This window comes from Sinisalibacter aestuarii (assembly GCF_027923545.1).
In the GTDB taxonomy this organism is placed as follows: Bacteria; Pseudomonadota; Alphaproteobacteria; order Rhodobacterales; family Rhodobacteraceae; genus Sinisalibacter; species Sinisalibacter aestuarii.
In genome coordinates this window covers 155,945-171,083 of sequence record NZ_BROH01000007.1, presented here as the reverse complement: position 1 = coordinate 171,083, position 15,139 = coordinate 155,945, and the positions used below count along the sequence as shown (strand labels likewise).

The 15,139-nt window shown below is 64.8% G+C and carries 17 protein-coding genes; 7 read left to right on the top strand and 10 right to left on the bottom strand.

What is annotated here, in order from left to right:
• Nucleotides 1–2 precede the first annotated feature (2 nt).
• The 3 genes from QMG28_RS13040 (at nucleotide 3) to fghA (ending at nucleotide 2,971) form a co-directional block, all read left to right on the top strand.
• Nucleotides 3–947, top strand: a complete 945-nt coding sequence (locus QMG28_RS13040; RefSeq protein WP_281842747.1) for an alpha/beta fold hydrolase — start codon at nucleotides 3–5, stop codon at nucleotides 945–947.
• A 69-nt stretch (nucleotides 948–1,016) separates the two neighbouring features.
• Nucleotides 1,017–2,126, top strand: coding sequence for an S-(hydroxymethyl)glutathione dehydrogenase/class III alcohol dehydrogenase (locus tag QMG28_RS13035; protein ID WP_281842746.1), 1,110 nt, complete (start codon nucleotides 1,017–1,019; stop codon nucleotides 2,124–2,126).
• Nucleotides 2,126–2,971, top strand: coding sequence for an S-formylglutathione hydrolase (fghA, locus tag QMG28_RS13030; RefSeq protein ID WP_281842745.1), 846 nt, complete (start codon nucleotides 2,126–2,128; stop codon nucleotides 2,969–2,971). Before QMG28_RS13035 ends, fghA begins: the two co-directional genes overlap by 1 nt.
• Nucleotides 2,972–3,045: 74 nt before the next feature.
• Here fghA and QMG28_RS13025 read toward each other — a convergent pair whose 3' ends face one another.
• From QMG28_RS13025 to QMG28_RS13010, 4 genes are all read right to left on the bottom strand, one after another.
• A complete protein-coding gene (locus QMG28_RS13025) occupies nucleotides 3,046–3,957 on the bottom strand; it encodes a pirin family protein (RefSeq protein ID WP_281842744.1) in 912 nt (303 codons plus the stop codon).
• A gap of 103 nt (nucleotides 3,958–4,060) precedes the next feature.
• Nucleotides 4,061–4,696 (bottom strand): TadE/TadG family type IV pilus assembly protein, encoded by a 636-nt coding sequence (locus QMG28_RS13020; RefSeq protein WP_281842743.1) that lies wholly within the window; start codon nucleotides 4,694–4,696, stop codon nucleotides 4,061–4,063.
• A 13-nt stretch (nucleotides 4,697–4,709) separates the two neighbouring features.
• The gene (locus QMG28_RS13015; protein ID WP_281842742.1) at nucleotides 4,710–5,231 is read right to left on the bottom strand and encodes a TadE/TadG family type IV pilus assembly protein; all 522 of its coding nucleotides are present in this window, start codon (nucleotides 5,229–5,231) and stop codon (nucleotides 4,710–4,712) included.
• 33 nt (nucleotides 5,232–5,264) lie between these two features.
• Nucleotides 5,265–6,977: a Tad domain-containing protein gene (locus QMG28_RS13010; RefSeq protein ID WP_281842741.1), complete on the bottom strand. Its 1,713-nt coding sequence runs from the start codon at nucleotides 6,975–6,977 to the stop codon at nucleotides 5,265–5,267.
• A gap of 304 nt (nucleotides 6,978–7,281) precedes the next feature.
• Here QMG28_RS13010 and QMG28_RS13005 point away from each other — a divergent pair, with 304 nt between their 5' ends.
• Both QMG28_RS13005 and QMG28_RS13000 read left to right on the top strand, forming a co-directional pair.
• Nucleotides 7,282–9,117 carry a M3 family oligoendopeptidase gene (locus QMG28_RS13005; protein ID WP_281842740.1) on the top strand — a complete coding sequence of 612 codons (1,836 nt, stop codon included), beginning with the start codon at nucleotides 7,282–7,284 and terminating at the stop codon, nucleotides 9,115–9,117.
• Nucleotides 9,114–9,593 (top strand): GNAT family N-acetyltransferase, encoded by a 480-nt coding sequence (locus QMG28_RS13000; protein ID WP_281842739.1) that lies wholly within the window; start codon nucleotides 9,114–9,116, stop codon nucleotides 9,591–9,593. The genes QMG28_RS13005 and QMG28_RS13000 overlap by 4 nt, the downstream gene beginning before the upstream one ends.
• Nucleotides 9,594–9,686: 93 nt before the next feature.
• Here QMG28_RS13000 and QMG28_RS12995 read toward each other — a convergent pair whose 3' ends face one another.
• From QMG28_RS12995 to rpoH, 5 genes are all read right to left on the bottom strand, one after another.
• A complete protein-coding gene (locus QMG28_RS12995) occupies nucleotides 9,687–9,956 on the bottom strand; it encodes a DksA/TraR family C4-type zinc finger protein (protein WP_281842738.1) in 270 nt (89 codons plus the stop codon).
• A 23-nt stretch (nucleotides 9,957–9,979) separates the two neighbouring features.
• Entirely contained in the window at nucleotides 9,980–10,333 is a 354-nt protein-coding gene (locus QMG28_RS12990; protein ID WP_281842737.1) for a DUF4389 domain-containing protein, read from the bottom strand.
• Nucleotides 10,334–10,342: 9 nt separating this feature from the next.
• The gene (locus QMG28_RS12985) at nucleotides 10,343–10,792 is read right to left on the bottom strand and encodes a baeRF12 domain-containing protein (protein ID WP_281842736.1); all 450 of its coding nucleotides are present in this window, start codon (nucleotides 10,790–10,792) and stop codon (nucleotides 10,343–10,345) included.
• A 67-nt stretch (nucleotides 10,793–10,859) separates the two neighbouring features.
• Complete coding sequence (locus QMG28_RS12980) at nucleotides 10,860–11,849, bottom strand: Gfo/Idh/MocA family protein (protein ID WP_281842735.1); 990 nt, start codon at nucleotides 11,847–11,849, stop codon at nucleotides 10,860–10,862.
• Between the two features lie 69 nt (nucleotides 11,850–11,918).
• A complete protein-coding gene (gene rpoH, locus QMG28_RS12975) occupies nucleotides 11,919–12,815 on the bottom strand; it encodes an RNA polymerase sigma factor RpoH (RefSeq protein ID WP_281842734.1) in 897 nt (298 codons plus the stop codon).
• Between the two features lie 241 nt (nucleotides 12,816–13,056).
• Here rpoH and QMG28_RS12970 point away from each other — a divergent pair, with 241 nt between their 5' ends.
• Entirely contained in the window at nucleotides 13,057–13,716 is a 660-nt protein-coding gene (locus QMG28_RS12970; RefSeq protein WP_281842733.1) for a DUF4386 domain-containing protein, read from the top strand.
• On the opposite strand, the gene QMG28_RS12965 is transcribed toward QMG28_RS12970, so the two are convergent.
• Nucleotides 13,688–14,734: an RluA family pseudouridine synthase gene (locus QMG28_RS12965; RefSeq protein ID WP_281842732.1), complete on the bottom strand. Its 1,047-nt coding sequence runs from the start codon at nucleotides 14,732–14,734 to the stop codon at nucleotides 13,688–13,690. The two genes, QMG28_RS12970 and QMG28_RS12965, sit on opposite strands and share 29 nt — an antisense overlap.
• Here QMG28_RS12965 and QMG28_RS12960 point away from each other — a divergent pair.
• Nucleotides 14,733–15,041, top strand: a complete 309-nt coding sequence (locus QMG28_RS12960; RefSeq protein ID WP_281842731.1) for a DUF6476 family protein — start codon at nucleotides 14,733–14,735, stop codon at nucleotides 15,039–15,041. The two genes, QMG28_RS12965 and QMG28_RS12960, sit on opposite strands and share 2 nt — an antisense overlap.
• The last annotated feature ends 98 nt before the right edge of the window (nucleotides 15,042–15,139 follow it).

Below are 15,139 nucleotides of genomic sequence, written 5' to 3'. Positions count from 1 at the left end.
CCATGGAGGCCGCGCCCTATTACGAGGACGTGGCCGATGCACCGCCGGGCGGCCAAGCCTGGTGGTGCAACACGCGCGACGGCATGCGCATCCGCGTCGCCGTCTGGCCGGTGCCCGAGGGCATCGCGACGCAGGGCACGGTGCTGCTGTTTCCCGGCCGCACCGAATATATCGAAAAATACGGCCCCTCCGCGCGCGCCTATGCCTCGCAGGGCTTCGCCACCCTCACGCTCGACTGGCGCGGACAAGGGCTGACCGCGCGCGCGATGGAAGACCGGCGCCTTGGCCATGTGATCGACTTTGCCGAATACCAGACCGACCTTGCCGCCGCGCTCGATCTGGCCCGCGCGCTCGATCTGCCCCGCCCCCGGTTTCTCGTCGCCCATTCGATGGGCGGCTGCATCGGCCTGCGCGCGCTGCATGAAGGGCTCGATGTGCGCGCCGTCGCCTTCTCGGCCCCGATGTGGGGGATGCAGATGGAGACGTGGGAGCGCCCGCTTGCCTGGCTGAGTGCTCTGGCCGCCCCCCTGCCCCCGATCGGCCGCAAGCTCACCCCGCGCACCGATCTCGACCACGCGCTCTACGCCGATCCGTTCGAGGGCAACGATCTCACCACCGACCGCGCGATGTGGGATTTCATGCGCGCCCAGCTCGACACCTACCCCGATCTCACCCTTGGCGGCCCCACCATCCGCTGGCTGCGCGCGGCACTCTTCGAAACCCGCGCGCTGAGGCGCCTCGCGCCGCCGAACCTGCCCGCGCTCACCTTCCTCGGCACCGGCGAACGGATCGTCGAACCCGGCCCGGTCAAGCGTCTGATGCGCCGCTGGCCCGGCGGGCGGCTTGAGCTGATCGAGGGCGCGGAGCACGAGATCATGATGGAACGCGCCCCCGTGCGCGACCGCTTCCATGCCGAAAGCGCGCAGCTTTTTCTCACACACCGCTAGGGTTTCGTTGGACAGATTGTCGCAGGCCCGCGTATCTTGCCCCGAATTCAGTTACCAGGGAGATGCCCGATGAAAACCCGTGCCGCAATCGCTTTCGAGGCGAAACAACCGCTTGAAATCGTTGAGCTTGACCTCGAAGGCCCGAAGGAGGGCGAAGTGCTGGTCGAGATCATGGCCACCGGCATCTGCCACACCGACGCCTATACGCTCGACGGGCTCGACAGCGAGGGTATCTTCCCCTCGATCCTCGGCCATGAGGGCGCGGGCATCGTGCGCGAGGTCGGCCCCGGCGTGAAAAGCATCAAGCCCGGCGATCACGTCATCCCGCTCTACACGCCCGAATGCCGCGAATGCAAAAGCTGCACCTCCGGCAAGACCAACCTCTGCACCTCGATCCGCGCCACCCAGGGCAAGGGCGTGATGCCCGATGGCACCTCGCGCTTCTCCTACAAAGGCGAGACGATCTATCACTACATGGGCTGTTCCACCTTCTCGAACTTCACCGTGTTGCCCGAAATCGCCGTTGCCAAAATCCGCGACGACGCGCCTTTCGACAAAGCCTGCTATATCGGCTGCGGCGTGACCACCGGGGTCGGCGCGGTGACCAATACCGCGCAGGTCGAGGTCGGCTCCAACGTCATCGTCTTCGGCCTCGGCGGCATCGGCCTCAACGTGATCCAGGGCGCGCGCATGGTCGGCGCCGACAAGATCATCGGCGTCGATATCAACGACGACAAGGCGAGCTGGGGCGAGCGCTTCGGCATGACGCATTTCGTGAATCCGCTCAAGGTGAAGGGCGATCTCGTCGCCCATCTTGTCGACCTCACCGATGGCGGCGCCGATTACACCTTCGACTGCACCGGCAATACCGACGTGATGCGCACCGCACTTGAGGCTTGCCACCGCGGCTGGGGCGTGTCGACGGTGATCGGCGTGGCCGAGGCGGGCAAGGAGATTTCCACCCGCCCGTTCCAGCTCGTCACCGGAAGGGTCTGGAAGGGCTCGGCCTTCGGCGGCGCCAAGGGGCGCACCGACGTGCCGAAGATCGTCGACTGGTATATGAACGGCAAGATCGAGATCGACCCGATGATCACCCATGTGCTCACGCTCGACGAGATCAACAAGGGGTTCGACCTGATGCATGCCGGCGAGTCGATCCGCTCCGTGGTGGTGTTCTGATGGCGCTTGCGCAGGTCTCGGCCTCGAAGGCGCATGGCGGGGTGCAGGGCGTCTACCGCCATGCCTCCGCCGCGACCGGGACAGAGATGGAGTTTTCCGTCTTCGTGCCCGACCATGCGCCGGGGGCAAAGCTGCCGGTGGTCTGGTATCTCTCCGGCCTCACCTGCACGCAAGCGAACGTGACCGAGAAGGGCGAGTTCCGCGCCGCCTGCGCCGAACACGGGCTGATCTTCGTCGCCCCCGACACCTCGCCGCGCGGCGACGGCGTGGCCGACGACCCCGACGGCGCTTACGATTTCGGCCTCGGCGCGGGCTTCTACCTCGACGCGACCGAAGCCCCCTTTAGCGCCCATTACCGGATGCGCCACTATATCGAAGACGAGCTGCCGGCGCTGATCGCCGAGGCCTTCCCCGCCGACATGGCGCGCCAGTCGATCATGGGCCATTCGATGGGCGGCCACGGCGCGCTGACCGTGAGCCTGCGCAATCCCGGCCGCTTTCGCGCCGTCTCGGCCTTCGCCCCCATCGTGGCCCCCTCCGAGGTGCCCTGGGGCGAGAAGGCCTTTGCCCGCTATCTCGGCCCCGACCGCACCGCCTGGGCCCAGTACGATGCCTGCGGGCTGATCGAAGCCGGCGCGCGCCTGCCCGAAATCCTCGTCGATCAGGGCACGGCGGACGGGTTCCTCGCCGAACAACTACGCCCGCAACGCCTCGCCGATGCCTGCGCCGCCGCCGGGATCGACCTCACCCTGCGGATGCAGGAGGGGTATGACCACTCCTATTACTTCATCTCCAGCTTCATGGCAGACCATCTCGGCTGGCACGCGGCGCGGCTCAAAGGCTGAGCCGCCCGCCCCTTCATCCTTGCAAAATACTCCGCAGGGGGTCCGGGGGATGCGAAATCCCCCGGCCTCTCCGCTCAATGCGCCGGGCGGATGAACGTGCCGTTCTTCAGATCGGTGACCGCCTGCAGAATCTCCTCGCGGGTGTTCATCACGATCGGCCCGTGCCAGGCCACCGGCTCGCGGATCGGCGCGCCGGAGACGAGCAGAAAGCGCACGCCCTCCTCGCCCGCCTGCACATTGATCTCCTCACCCGCGCCGAAGCGCACCACGGTGCGGTTGCCCGAGAGGTCGCGGATATTCACCTCCTGGCCGCGCAACTCCTTCTCCAGCAGCACGCCCTCGGGGGCGCTCGCATCGGTAAAGGCGGCGGCACCGGCGAAGACATAGGCAAAGGTGCTCTTGTAGGTATCGACCCTCAAGGTCTTCTTCACCCCCGGCGGGATCGAGATATCAAGGTATTGCGGATCGGCGGCGATGCCGTCGACCGGGCCCGACTTGCCCCAGAAACTGCCGACGATCACCCGCACGGCGGTGCCGTCGTCATCGACCTCCACCGGAATGTCGCTGCCCTTGATGTCCTGATAGCGGGGCGCGGTCATCTTCAGGCTCGATGGCAGGTTGGCCCAGAGCTGGAAGCCGTGCATCTGGCCGGCGGCGTTTCCGGTGGGCATTTCCTGGTGCATGATGCCGGCCCCCGCCGTCATCCATTGCACATCGCCCGCACCGAGCGTGCCGCGGTTGCCGAGGCTGTCGCCATGCTCCACCGTGCCTTCCAGCACATAGGTGATCGTCTCGATCCCCCGGTGCGGGTGCCACGGAAAGCCGCGGATGTAATCCTCCGGCGCATCGCCGCGGAAATCGTCGAACAGCAAAAACGGATCGTATTCACGCGGATCGTGAAAGCCGAAGCCGCGATGCAGTTTTACACCGGCGCCCTCCATCGTAGGCACCGCCTGATTGGTCGAAACAACGGGACGAAGTGACATAGCCGTCTCCTTTCATCGCTGAAAGGTAGGCGCTGGGGCCGTGCACGGCAATCTCAGCAACGGCGCAAGACTTGTGCGGCGGCGCACAAAGCGCCGCCGGCCCTCAGCTCGCGCCGCAGCCGATCCCGTCGAAGCAGAGCTGCGGGGCAAAACGCGGCCGCGTCATCACGACATCACGGAAGGTCTGATCGCCGATTCCGGTCAGTTCAGGGGCGAAGACAGGCTGGTAGTCCATCGTGGTCTCGACGATGATCACCCGCTCGCCCGAGGCGATCATCGGAATGATGTCGTCGTAGTAGATCATCAGGTTCTCGTCCGAAATGGCCGGCTGGTCGTCTGTCCCGCGCGACCAGTCCACCGAAAGCTCGCGGTCCTCATCCGTCGCATCCGGCGAGACGGCGCAATTCAAGCTGCAATGCACCACCGTCACCCGGATCCAGGATGTATCGTCGGCCCGGGTCAGGTAGCGGTAGAGGTTGCGCGCGCCGGTGATGTAATCCATGTCGATCGTGTTGAGCTCACGCGAGAGCAGATCCGACACGGCGTAGTTCGCTTTCAGCGCAAGGTTCTTCACGCGATAGACGTCGAAATAGGCGTAGGTCGCCAGAAAGGCCCAGAACAGCATCGGCGCCACCAGCACGGCCTCGACCGACATGCTGGCGCGCTCGTCGCGGCCAAACCGGCGGGCGGCGGCAGAGACGGGCGCCAGCGCCCGGCGGATCATGTGAGATATCGTCATTCCCCTCCCCTCCTTACGGTTCGTTCACGAAGGTGGACGAGGCGATCAGCTGCACACCGCCGCTCGGGTCCTTCGGCAGTTCGACCACCATCCTGGTCGTGTCGAAGAACGGGTCGACGATCGCGCAGGCGCGCACCAGCATCACGTCGTTCACGCTGCCCGGGTTGAACGCCACCGCCGGCTGGATTTCTGCGTCGCGGTCGACACAGGTGACACCGGATGCCGGCAGCACCCAGGTGGTGGTGGAGATCGGCGTCAGCTCGATCATCATCGAATTCAGGCAATTCGGGAAGACCAGCGCGTCGTTGCAGACCTCGCGCTTCAGTTGCTCCGCCGTCGCCGGCTCCAGATTGCCCAGCCGCAGCGTGCGCACGCTCAGATCGAGCGCGCGGTCCAGCAACACCGCCCGGGTGAGATAGACCGACACTTCGAAGGCCGAAAGAAAGATCGTCATGATCGCGGGAAACAGGATGACGAATTCGATCGTCGCGTTTCCGTCATCCCGCGCCACCGCCCGTTTCAAGCGTTGAAACATGGTGCCTGCTCCTGCCCAAAGCATGTGCATCCCCTAGTTCACGAGTCTCAGTTTCGAAATCTCGCGCGCGATCGAGGCGAAGGCATCGGTCAGATCGAGCCCGTTCACATCGAAATAGTGGCCATCCGAGGTAGCGCAGTCCCTCAGCACCGCGCGGTCGCCGTAAGAGGTCTCGAAGCCGACGGTGAAAACCTGAATATTCCGTGCTTTCGCGGCATCGCAGATATCGAGCAGCCGGTCGTTCTTGCCGCTTGTGCCGATCGAAGTTCCCGGATCGCCGAGGAAGCTGAACTGCTCATACCAGGCCCAGGTTTTCACCTCCCAAAGCTGCGGGAAGGTGTACTGCATCGCGCCGTTCCCCGGCTCGGTCACATCGTTGCAGGTTGTCACCCAACGCCAGCCATTCCAGCTCTGGCTGCACGCCTGGTAGGTACCCGTCCCGTAGGGATGGTCGAGATATTCGCCGTCGATCGCATCGTCATACGGGTGCTTGATGTAGTATTCGTCACGCGACGGGTTGTAGATCGAATAGACGTAGTCGCTGCCGCCCCAATAAGATCCCGAACTCACCTTGTCATTCGTGCGCCAAACGCCGGAGGGGCCGGAACGGTAGCCGTCATGGAGGTAGTATTGCGTCGTGTTCGCCCCGTCCGTCATCAGCACGATCACCTTCGAGCGCGAGGTCCAGGGCAGCGGACGGTTGGTGAAATCCTCGTCGACGATATCGCTCAGCATCGGCTGAATCGCCGGATCGAGCATGATCGTGCCCCATTTCATCGCCACGTCGATGGATGTGTAATCGGTGCCGCTCCTGATCGAGCGCAGCGCCTGGATGTTTCCGCGCAGGATCTCGCCATCGCCTTCAAGCGGCGTGATTTCGCGCCAGGATGCGGATTTGCAGGTTTTCCTGCTGTCGGTCGGTGCGTTATCGCGCCCCGAGCGGGCATCAAAATCACCAGTGCGATTGAACTCGGTGGTTTCGCCTATCACGGCGCTATTGAAGTCCTCATCGTCGAAGGTCACGCAGGAGGAATTGGTATGCTCGGCTGTCACCGGCAGGCGCGACAGAATGTCTTCGCCCGCCACCACCTGCTCGGCATAGGGAACGATCGAAATCGAGATCGTGCCGGGCAGCACGGTGCACTCGGTGGTCTTGTCCGGATCGGCGGGATCGCAGGTCATGATGTTGACGAACTGCCTCGCGGCGTCTTTCAGGATCTCGATCTTGTCGTCGCCGCCCGAATAGGAATAGCTGTCCATCGACGTCGAGGCGTCGAGCACCAGCGAAATCTCGGTATCCACCGCCATCTGCTGCGCGGCGCCCACGGCGGGCGCCTGAAGCTCGGAGATCCCGACGAAATTGAGGAAGGTCGATTTCACCGGCATCGACACATTCACCTCGACATAGCGCGCATTGGCAGAGTCGGTGAAATGAATGTCGTCTTCGGTAATGTATTGGCCAAGGCCGGCTTTCTCGAAGTAGTCCAGCACCACCTCGTCCGGGTCGAGCGGCTGATCGAGGCTGGCCGCGGCGAGGATCGCACGGTCCAGCGTGGCCTGCAGCCGGGCGCGGTGCGCCTCATAGCGCATGAAGTCCACCCCAAGGCCCCCGGCCGCGAGCATCAGCATGAAGATCATCAGCGCGAAGATGATCAGAGACCCGTCTTCCGAACGCAGAAACCCCTCGCGCCGTTTCGCCTTTTGGCCGTCGCACTGGTCCTGCTCTGTTGTGCAGTGCCCTACCATCGCTGTCCCTTTCCCTGGACCTGTCCCCGCCTTTCACGGCGCGGCCCTTACAATTGTCCATCGTCTCTTTAACTCTCCAAGAGTGGCGAAATTTGGGCGCAATTGAGGTTTTTGGGCTTGATTACATGGGTCTGCGGCAATGAATGCAGGGGGCCGCGCGCAATGTCTCCCGCGCGACGACAATCGCCGCCACGCCGCCACACAACGATTAACCATTGCGGCCGCACCCGCCCCGCGCCGCTTTGGCATTGAGCCGCGCCGCCCCGGCGCCTATGTCTGGATCTGCAATCTTGAAGGAGACACCATGCGCGCGCTTTCCCTGCCCCGACCCGTCCGTGATGCCAATGCCGGGGCCGGCGGCCCGGGCGATCTCGGCCCGCTGCCCGATTGGGATCTGACCGACCTCTACGCCGCGCCGGATGCGCCGGAAGTGGCGCGCGACCTCGCCTTCGTCGAGAAAGCCTGCGCCGATTTCGCCGCGCGCTACGAGGGCAAACTGTCGGAGCTCGACAGCGAGGGGCTGCTGGCCTGCGTGCGCGCTTACGAGGATATCGAGCGCGTCGGCGGGCGGCTGATGTCCTTTGCCGGCCTGCGCTATTACCAGAACACGATGGATGGCGAACGTGCACAATTCCTGCAAAACCTGCAGGAGAAAGTCACCGATTACACCAATTCGCTTGTCTTTTTCACACTTGAGCTCAACCGCCTCCCAGATGAGACGCTCGACGCCCTGATCGCCGCCAATGCCGATCTGGCGCGCTACAAGCCGGTCTTCGAGCGGATGCGGGCGATGCGGCCCTACCAGCTCTCCGACGAGCTGGAAAAGTTCCTGCACGACCAGTCCTCGGTCGGCGCCGCGGCCTGGAACAAGCTGTTTGACGAAACGATGGCCGGCCTCGCCTTCCAGCCCGAGGGCGAGGACGAGATGCCGCTCGAAGCCTGCCTGAACCTGCTCACCGAGCAGGACCGCTCCAAGCGCGAAGCCGCCGCGCGCGAGCTGGCCCGCGTGTTCGGCGCCAACATCAAGCTGTTCTCCCGCGTCCACAACACGCTGGCGAAGGAAAAGGAAATCGAGGATCGCTGGCGCAAGATGCCCACGCCGCAGACCGGCCGCCACCTTGCCAACCATGTCGAGCCGGAAGTGGTCGAGGCGCTGCGCAACGCGGTAGTCGCGGCCTATCCCAAGCTGTCGCACCGCTATTACGAGCTCAAGCGCAAATGGCTCGGCCTCGATGTGCTGGAGGTCTGGGACCGCAACGCGCCGCTGCCGATGGAAGACACCCGCGTGGTCGGCTGGGACGATGCCCGCGCCACCGTGCTCGACGCCTATTCGGCCTTCGCTCCCGAGATGGCCGAGATCGCCGAGCCGTTCTTCCAGAAAGGCTGGATCGACGCCGGAGTGAAGCCCGGCAAGGCCCCCGGCGCCTTCGCCCACCCCACCGTCACCGATGCGCATCCTTACGTGATGCTGAACTACCTCGGCAAACCGCGCGACGTGATGACGCTGGCTCATGAGCTTGGCCACGGCGTGCACCAGGTGCTGGCGGCGGGGCAAGGCGAGCTTCTCAGCCAGACCCCGCTGACTTTGGCCGAAACCGCTTCGGTCTTCGGCGAAATGCTCACCTTCCGCAAACTGCTCGACAACGCCAGGGACGACGCCCAGAAAAAGGTGCTGCTGGCCGGCAAGGTCGAAGACATGATCAACACCGTGGTGCGCCAGATCGCGTTTTACGATTTCGAGTGCAAACTGCACGAGGCCCGGCGCGGCGGCGAACTCACCCCCGAGGATATCAACGCGCTGTGGATGTCGGTTCAGGCCGAAAGCCTCGGCCCGGCATTTACCTTCATGGAGGGCTATGAGACCTTCTGGTCCTACATCCCCCATTTCGTCCACTCGCCCTTCTACGTCTACGCCTATGCCTTCGGAGACGGGCTGGTGAACGCGCTCTATGCCGTCTACGAGGAAGGCGATCCGGCCTTCCAGGAGAAGTATTTCGAGATGCTGAAAGCGGGCGGGTCGAAACACCACAAGGCCCTGCTCGCCCCGTTCGGCCTCGACGCCTCCGACCCGACATTCTGGGACAAGGGGCTGAGCATGATCTCGGGCTTCATCGACGAACTGGAGGCGATGGAGGGGTGAGCGCGCTCACCCTCGCGCCCCTCTCCCGCGACGCCGGCGAACAGGTCCGCCACCTCGATCTGCGCGACGAACAGAGCCTGTTCGTCGCGCCCATCGACCAGATGCTCGCCGAACCCACGCAAGGCGTCGATTTCCATGTGATCCGCGATACCGCCGCGATCGTCGGCTTCTTCAAGATCGACCCGCCCGGCATCTCCACCTTCACCTGGGTCGCACCCGACGAGATCGGCCTGCGCGGTTTGCTGATCGGCGCGCAATACCAGGGCCGGGGCCATGGCCGCGCCTTCGCCGCCGCCCTGCCTGCCTATCTCGCCGCATGCTACACCGCCCCGCGCGCCACCCTCGCCGTCGACGAGGCCAACCCTGTCGCCCGCCGGCTCTACCTCGCCGGCGGCTGGCAGGACAGCGGCGAGCGGATCGACACCCGCGCCGGCCCAGCCCATATCATGCGCCTCGACCTCGCAGCCCTGCGCTGACCCGCCCTCTTCTCTGTTCGCAAAATACCTCGGGGGGCACGGGGGGCAGCGCCCCCCGACCGGTCGGCCCGGGCGCAAGCCCGGGTCGAAACCTCATTTCAGCTGGCTGTCCTTCGAGCCGCGCCGGTTGATCCCCGGCCGCGCCTTAAAGGCGCCGTCGCGCTCCTGCTGACAGTCGATGCAGAGCTTCACCCCCGGCAAAGCCTTACGCCGCGCCTCGGGGATTTCCTCACCGCATTCCACGCATTCAAGCGCGCTCTCGCCTTGCGGGCCAGAGCGCGCCCTCAACCGTTCGAGCTCCTCGGCAATCGAGGCCTCGATCTGTTCGTTCACCGCACCGTCGCGGGTCCAGCCACCGGCCATGAACCTTCCTCCCGCCGGTCAGCCTAGTCGGCCTTGCCCCATCTCTCGAAGGGGAAAGGCTTGTCTTCGGTCGCGCCGGTCTGGAACAAGGTGATCCGCGCCAGCCAGTCCGACAGATCCTTGCCGAAATCGGCGATCGGCCGGTTCTTCTCCTTGGCAAACAGCAGCCACAGGAATTGCAGCACCGCCGCAATCCACAGGATCGCCCGGCCAAGCTCGAACAGCACACCGAGGATCAGCATATAAAGCCCCCGCAGCCAGACATTGTTGTCATCATCGTCCCAGTCGATTTCAGGCGCATCTTCGACGCCCGGCTCTTCCAGCACGGTCGGTTCCACGTCCTCTTCGGCAGGTTTCTTCGTCGTTTTTTTCGCCATAGCGCCCTCCTAGAGCACGATATCGCCCGCCAGGCGTTCAACCACCTCGGCCGGTTTCAGTTTGACGAAATCCTTGGCCACGTCCACCACCAGAGCTTTTTCGAGCCTGGCAGGCAGGCCGGCGCGCAGCACACCCAGCGTCGACGGGGCGGCGGCAAGCACGAAGCGCTCAAACCCGCCTTCCGCAAAACGGCTCTCGGTTTCGGCCAGCACCGCCTTCACGAACACGGCCTGCGCCTGATCGTGTTCGGCTTCGGCCTGGTCGGCAAAGGCATGTTGCGCCATCCCGGGCGCGGCGGAACTGCGCCCCGGCCGGTCGGCATAGCGAATATCGGCCTCGGCCAGCACCGAGGCGGCGAGATCTTCGATTTCACTCAGCCCCTTACCCGGCCCGTGGTTTTCAAACAGCCGCGCATGGGCATCGTTCGCAAGCAGAACAAGCGTTTTGATCGGTTTCATGGCGTCCCCCTTTCCTGTTCTAAAGATGGGGGTGAAAGCCCTTGTTTTCAAGGCGATCCGATGCGTTTCAGCCGATCTCCACCGCATTGGCGAAGACCATGTCGATCATCGCCTGGGTCCCCTTGGAAAATTCAAGCGGGCACGGATAGGCCACCCCCTCGCGCACGGTGCGGGCAAAATTCTCGACCTGCAGCGCATATTGGTTCACGCGCGGCCAGCGCTCGGTGCGCACGGTACCGGCAAGATCGCGCACATGCACCAGCGCCTCGGCGAAGACGCCGGCATTGAACGGCGCGCTCACGGTGATCGTGCCCTTGTCGCCGTGGAACACCACTTCCTGACGCGGCGCGAGGCGCATCGAGGTCATCGCCGAATAGGTGAAGCGGCCCCCCGGCCCCTCCATCTCGCCGACCACCTGCGCCCAGGTATCGACCCCGTTTTCGCGCTTGATCCGAGCGGCGAGGTTGACCGGCTCCGCGCCCATGGCGAAACGCACCGAGGAATAGGTGTAGACGCCGATATCGCGGATGCCGCCGCCGCCGGTTTCGGGCCGGTTGCGGATATTGGCGGTGTCGTCGCGATTGTCGTAGCTGAACACGGTATCGACATGCGCCACGGCGCCGATCTCGCCCGAAGCGACGATCTCGCGCACCCGGCTCCATTGCGGGTGATGCACGATCATGAAGGCTTCGGCGGCGACCAGCCCGGTCTTGTCGCGCAGCGCGATCAGCTCGTCGATCTCGCTCGCCACCATCGCGATGGGCTTTTCGGTCAGCACATGCTTGCCGGCCTCCAGCGCTTTTTTCGTCCAGTCCACATGCAGATGGTTGGGCAGCGGAATGTAAACCGCGTCGATCGCATCCCATTCCAGCATCGCGTCATAGTCGAGAAACACATCGAGCCCAGGGCAAAACGCCTCGAAGGGCGCGGCCTTGGCCGGCGTCGAGGTGGCGAGCGCCACCAGCCGGTTGCCGCGCGCCGCATGGATCGCGGGCCCCATATGTTCGGCGGCGAAATTCGCGGCCCCCAGAATGCCCCAGCGCAGAAAATCAGCCATCGTCGCCTCTCCCGAAAAATCCCGCCCGAGTGTAGCCCCGGACGGGAAAATCATCAAGAAACCGTGGTGTTAGGCGCTTTCAAGCAGGCCCTTGTCGGCGGCGAGTTCCTGCATCCGCTTTTGCAGCTTCTCGAAGGCCCGCACCTCGATCTGGCGAATGCGCTCGCGGCTCACGCCATATTGCTCGCTGAGGTCTTCGAGCGTGATCGTCCGGTCGGTCAGGCGGCGCTGGGTGAGAATGTCCTTCTCACGGTCGTTGAGCACGCTCATCGCCTCCACCAGCATCTCGCGCCGGGTTTCCAGCTCGTCGCGCGCCTCGTAATCGCTGGCCTGGTCGGCATCCTCGTCCTCAAGCCAGTCCTGCCATTGCATCGACGAATCGCCATCGGCCGAGATCGTGGCGTTGAGCGAGGCATCGCCGCCCGACATCCGCCGGTTCATCGAGATCACCTCGTCCTCGGTCACGTTGAGATCGTTGGCGATCTTCTTGACGTTGTCGGGGTGCATATCGCCCTCTTCCAGCGCACCGATCCGGGCCTTGGCCTTGCGCAGGTTGAAAAACAGCTTCTTCTGCGCCGAGGTGGTGCCAAGCTTCACCAGCGACCACGAACGCAGGATATATTCCTGGATCGAGGCGCGAATCCACCACATCGCATAGGTGGCGAGGCGGAAGCCCTTCTCCGGGTCAAACCGCTTCACGGCCTGCATCAGGCCCACATTGGCTTCCGAGATCACCTCCGCCTGCGGCAGCCCATAGCCGCGATAGCCCATCGCGATCTTGGCGGCGAGCCGCAGATGGCTGGTGACGAGCTGGTGCGCCGCGTCGGTGTCTTCGTGATCCACCCAGCGCTTGGCCAGCATGTATTCCTGTTCCGGCTCCAGCATCGGAAACTTGCGGATTTCCTGAAGATATCGGTTCAGGCCGCCTTCCGGGGTCGGGGCCGGCAAATTCTGGTAGTTGCTCATAGGCTCTCCCTTATGCGCTCGAATGTTTCGAGGCTTAACATTGGATATAAGGGCCAATACACGGCATTCAAGACGTCGAACTTCTCCCTATCGCAGGGAATTGAACGAAGTATGAACCCGTTTCCGTCGGAGAAACAGGGGGGTCACGCCGAATTGCAGAGTGTTTCAATCAGGTTTTTGCGCCGCATATCGCCTCATATCCGCGTTCGGCCCGGGCAATCGCTGTGTTATGCTCCGCGCCATGACCCGATATCCCCCCTTCCCCCGCCGCGCCGCACTTGTTGCCGGGCTCGGGCTCGCCGCGATGACCGGGCTTGGCCCGCTCGGCATGTTCACCCTGCAGGGCCTGCCCGATATCGCCGCCGCTCCAGACGCGGCGGAGAGCCGCGCGCTCCTGCGCCCGCTGCTGACCGCGCTCTGGGCCTTCGCCGCGATCGCGGTGCTGGATATCGTCGTCGCGGTCGGGCTGGATCGGGTATTCCGCCCGGTCTGGCCGGCGATGTCGCGCGGCGCGATGATCCTGCGGATCGCCTATGCGATCATCCTCGCCGGGCTGTGCCTGCACCTTCTCGCCGCCCGCAGGCTGGTGCAGGGCGGCACGGATGACGGCATCCAGGGCGCTTTGCAACAGGTCACCGTCTTTTCCGATGGTTGGGGGCTGAGCCTGAGCATTTTCGGCCTTCACCTTCTTGCGCTCGCCGCCGTCGGTTTGCGGGCGCCTTTCCTGCCCGGCTGGATCGCCTGGCTGGTCGGGCTTGCCGGGCTGGGCTATCTGATCGACGCCATCGGACTGGCGCTGACGCCGGATTACGCGCTGAACCTGGCCGCTTATGTATTCCTCGGCGAACTGATCCTGATGCTCTGGCTGCTGTTCAGAGCGTTCCGCCCGCCGCGCCCCTGAGCGCCGCGATCAGGCCCGCCATATCGTCCGGCAGCGGCGCCTCGAAGCGCATCGCTTCGCCGGTGATGGGATGAACAAAGCCCAGCGTCGCCGCGTGCAGCGCCTGACGGGGAAAGGCGCGCACCGCCTCCGCCGCCGCCGCGCCCACCGCCTTTTCGCCCAGCTTGCGCCGCCCGCCATAGACCGGGTCGCCCACCAGCGCGTGGCCGGCATGGGCCATATGCACGCGGATCTGGTGCGTGCGCCCGGTTTCCAGCCAGCAATCCACCAGCGCCACCGCCGGCGGCGTGCCATAAGCCTCGACCACCCGCGCCCGCGTCACCGCGTGGCGGCCGTTCGACCAGACCACCGCCTGACGCTGCCGGTCGGTCTTGTGGCGGGCGAGCTGGGTGGTGATCTTCAGCACGTTGCCCGGCTCGAAGCTCGCCCCCTTCACGCCCTTCAGGCGTGGATCGCCCATATCCGGCAGGCCGAACACCACGGCGCGGTAGTGCCGGTCGACGCTGTGGCGCTCGAACTGCGCGGCAAGGCCGTGATGCGCGGCGTCGGACTTGGCGACAACGAGCAGGCCCGACGTATCCTTGTCGATCCGGTGCACCACGCCGGGCCGCTTCTCGCCGCCCACACCCGACAACGTATCGCCGCAATGGGCCAGCAGCGCGTTGACCAGCGTGCCGCTCGGGCTGCCCGGCGCGGGGTGCACCACCATGCCGGCGGGCTTGTTGATGACGATGAGGTCGTCATCCTCGTAGACGATATCGAGCGCGATCTCTTCCGGCGCGATATGGCTTTCCCCGGCCTCCGGCACGGCGATCTCGATCACCTCGCCCGCCGCCACCTTCGCCTTCGCGTCGGTCAGCGGCGCGCCATCGCGCGTCACCGCGCCCTCGGCGATCAGTCGCGCCAGCCGCGACCGGCTCAGCGCCGCTTGCTCTGGCACATCGCGCGCCAGCGCCTTATCAAGGCGCGAAGGCGGGTCGTCGGCGATGGTGACCCGGACGATGGAAGGCACTGGCATGGACGAGGCTCCCCTCCCCGAGAAAGACGCGCGGCTCCTGCGCTACCTCAAGACGCTGGTGACAGCCCTGACGGTAACGATGATTGCGGGCTTCATAGTGCTGATCGCCGTGATTGTCATGCGCTTCAATGCCGAGGGCACCGTGCCGCTCCCCGACCAGATCGCGCTGCCCGATGGTGTGGCCGCCACCGCGATCACCCGTGGCCCCGACTGGCTTGGCGTGGTCACCGATGACGGGCGCATCCTGATCTATGGCCTCGACGGCACCACGCTGCGCCAGGAGATCGCCGTCACCCCCGGTGGCTGACGCGAACAAGCCACAGAGGTTTAACCCTTTTTCCCGCAAGACTTGTCAGCAAACCGCGCGTCGGACAGTATCGCAGCCAATTCCAACCCCGGACGCAA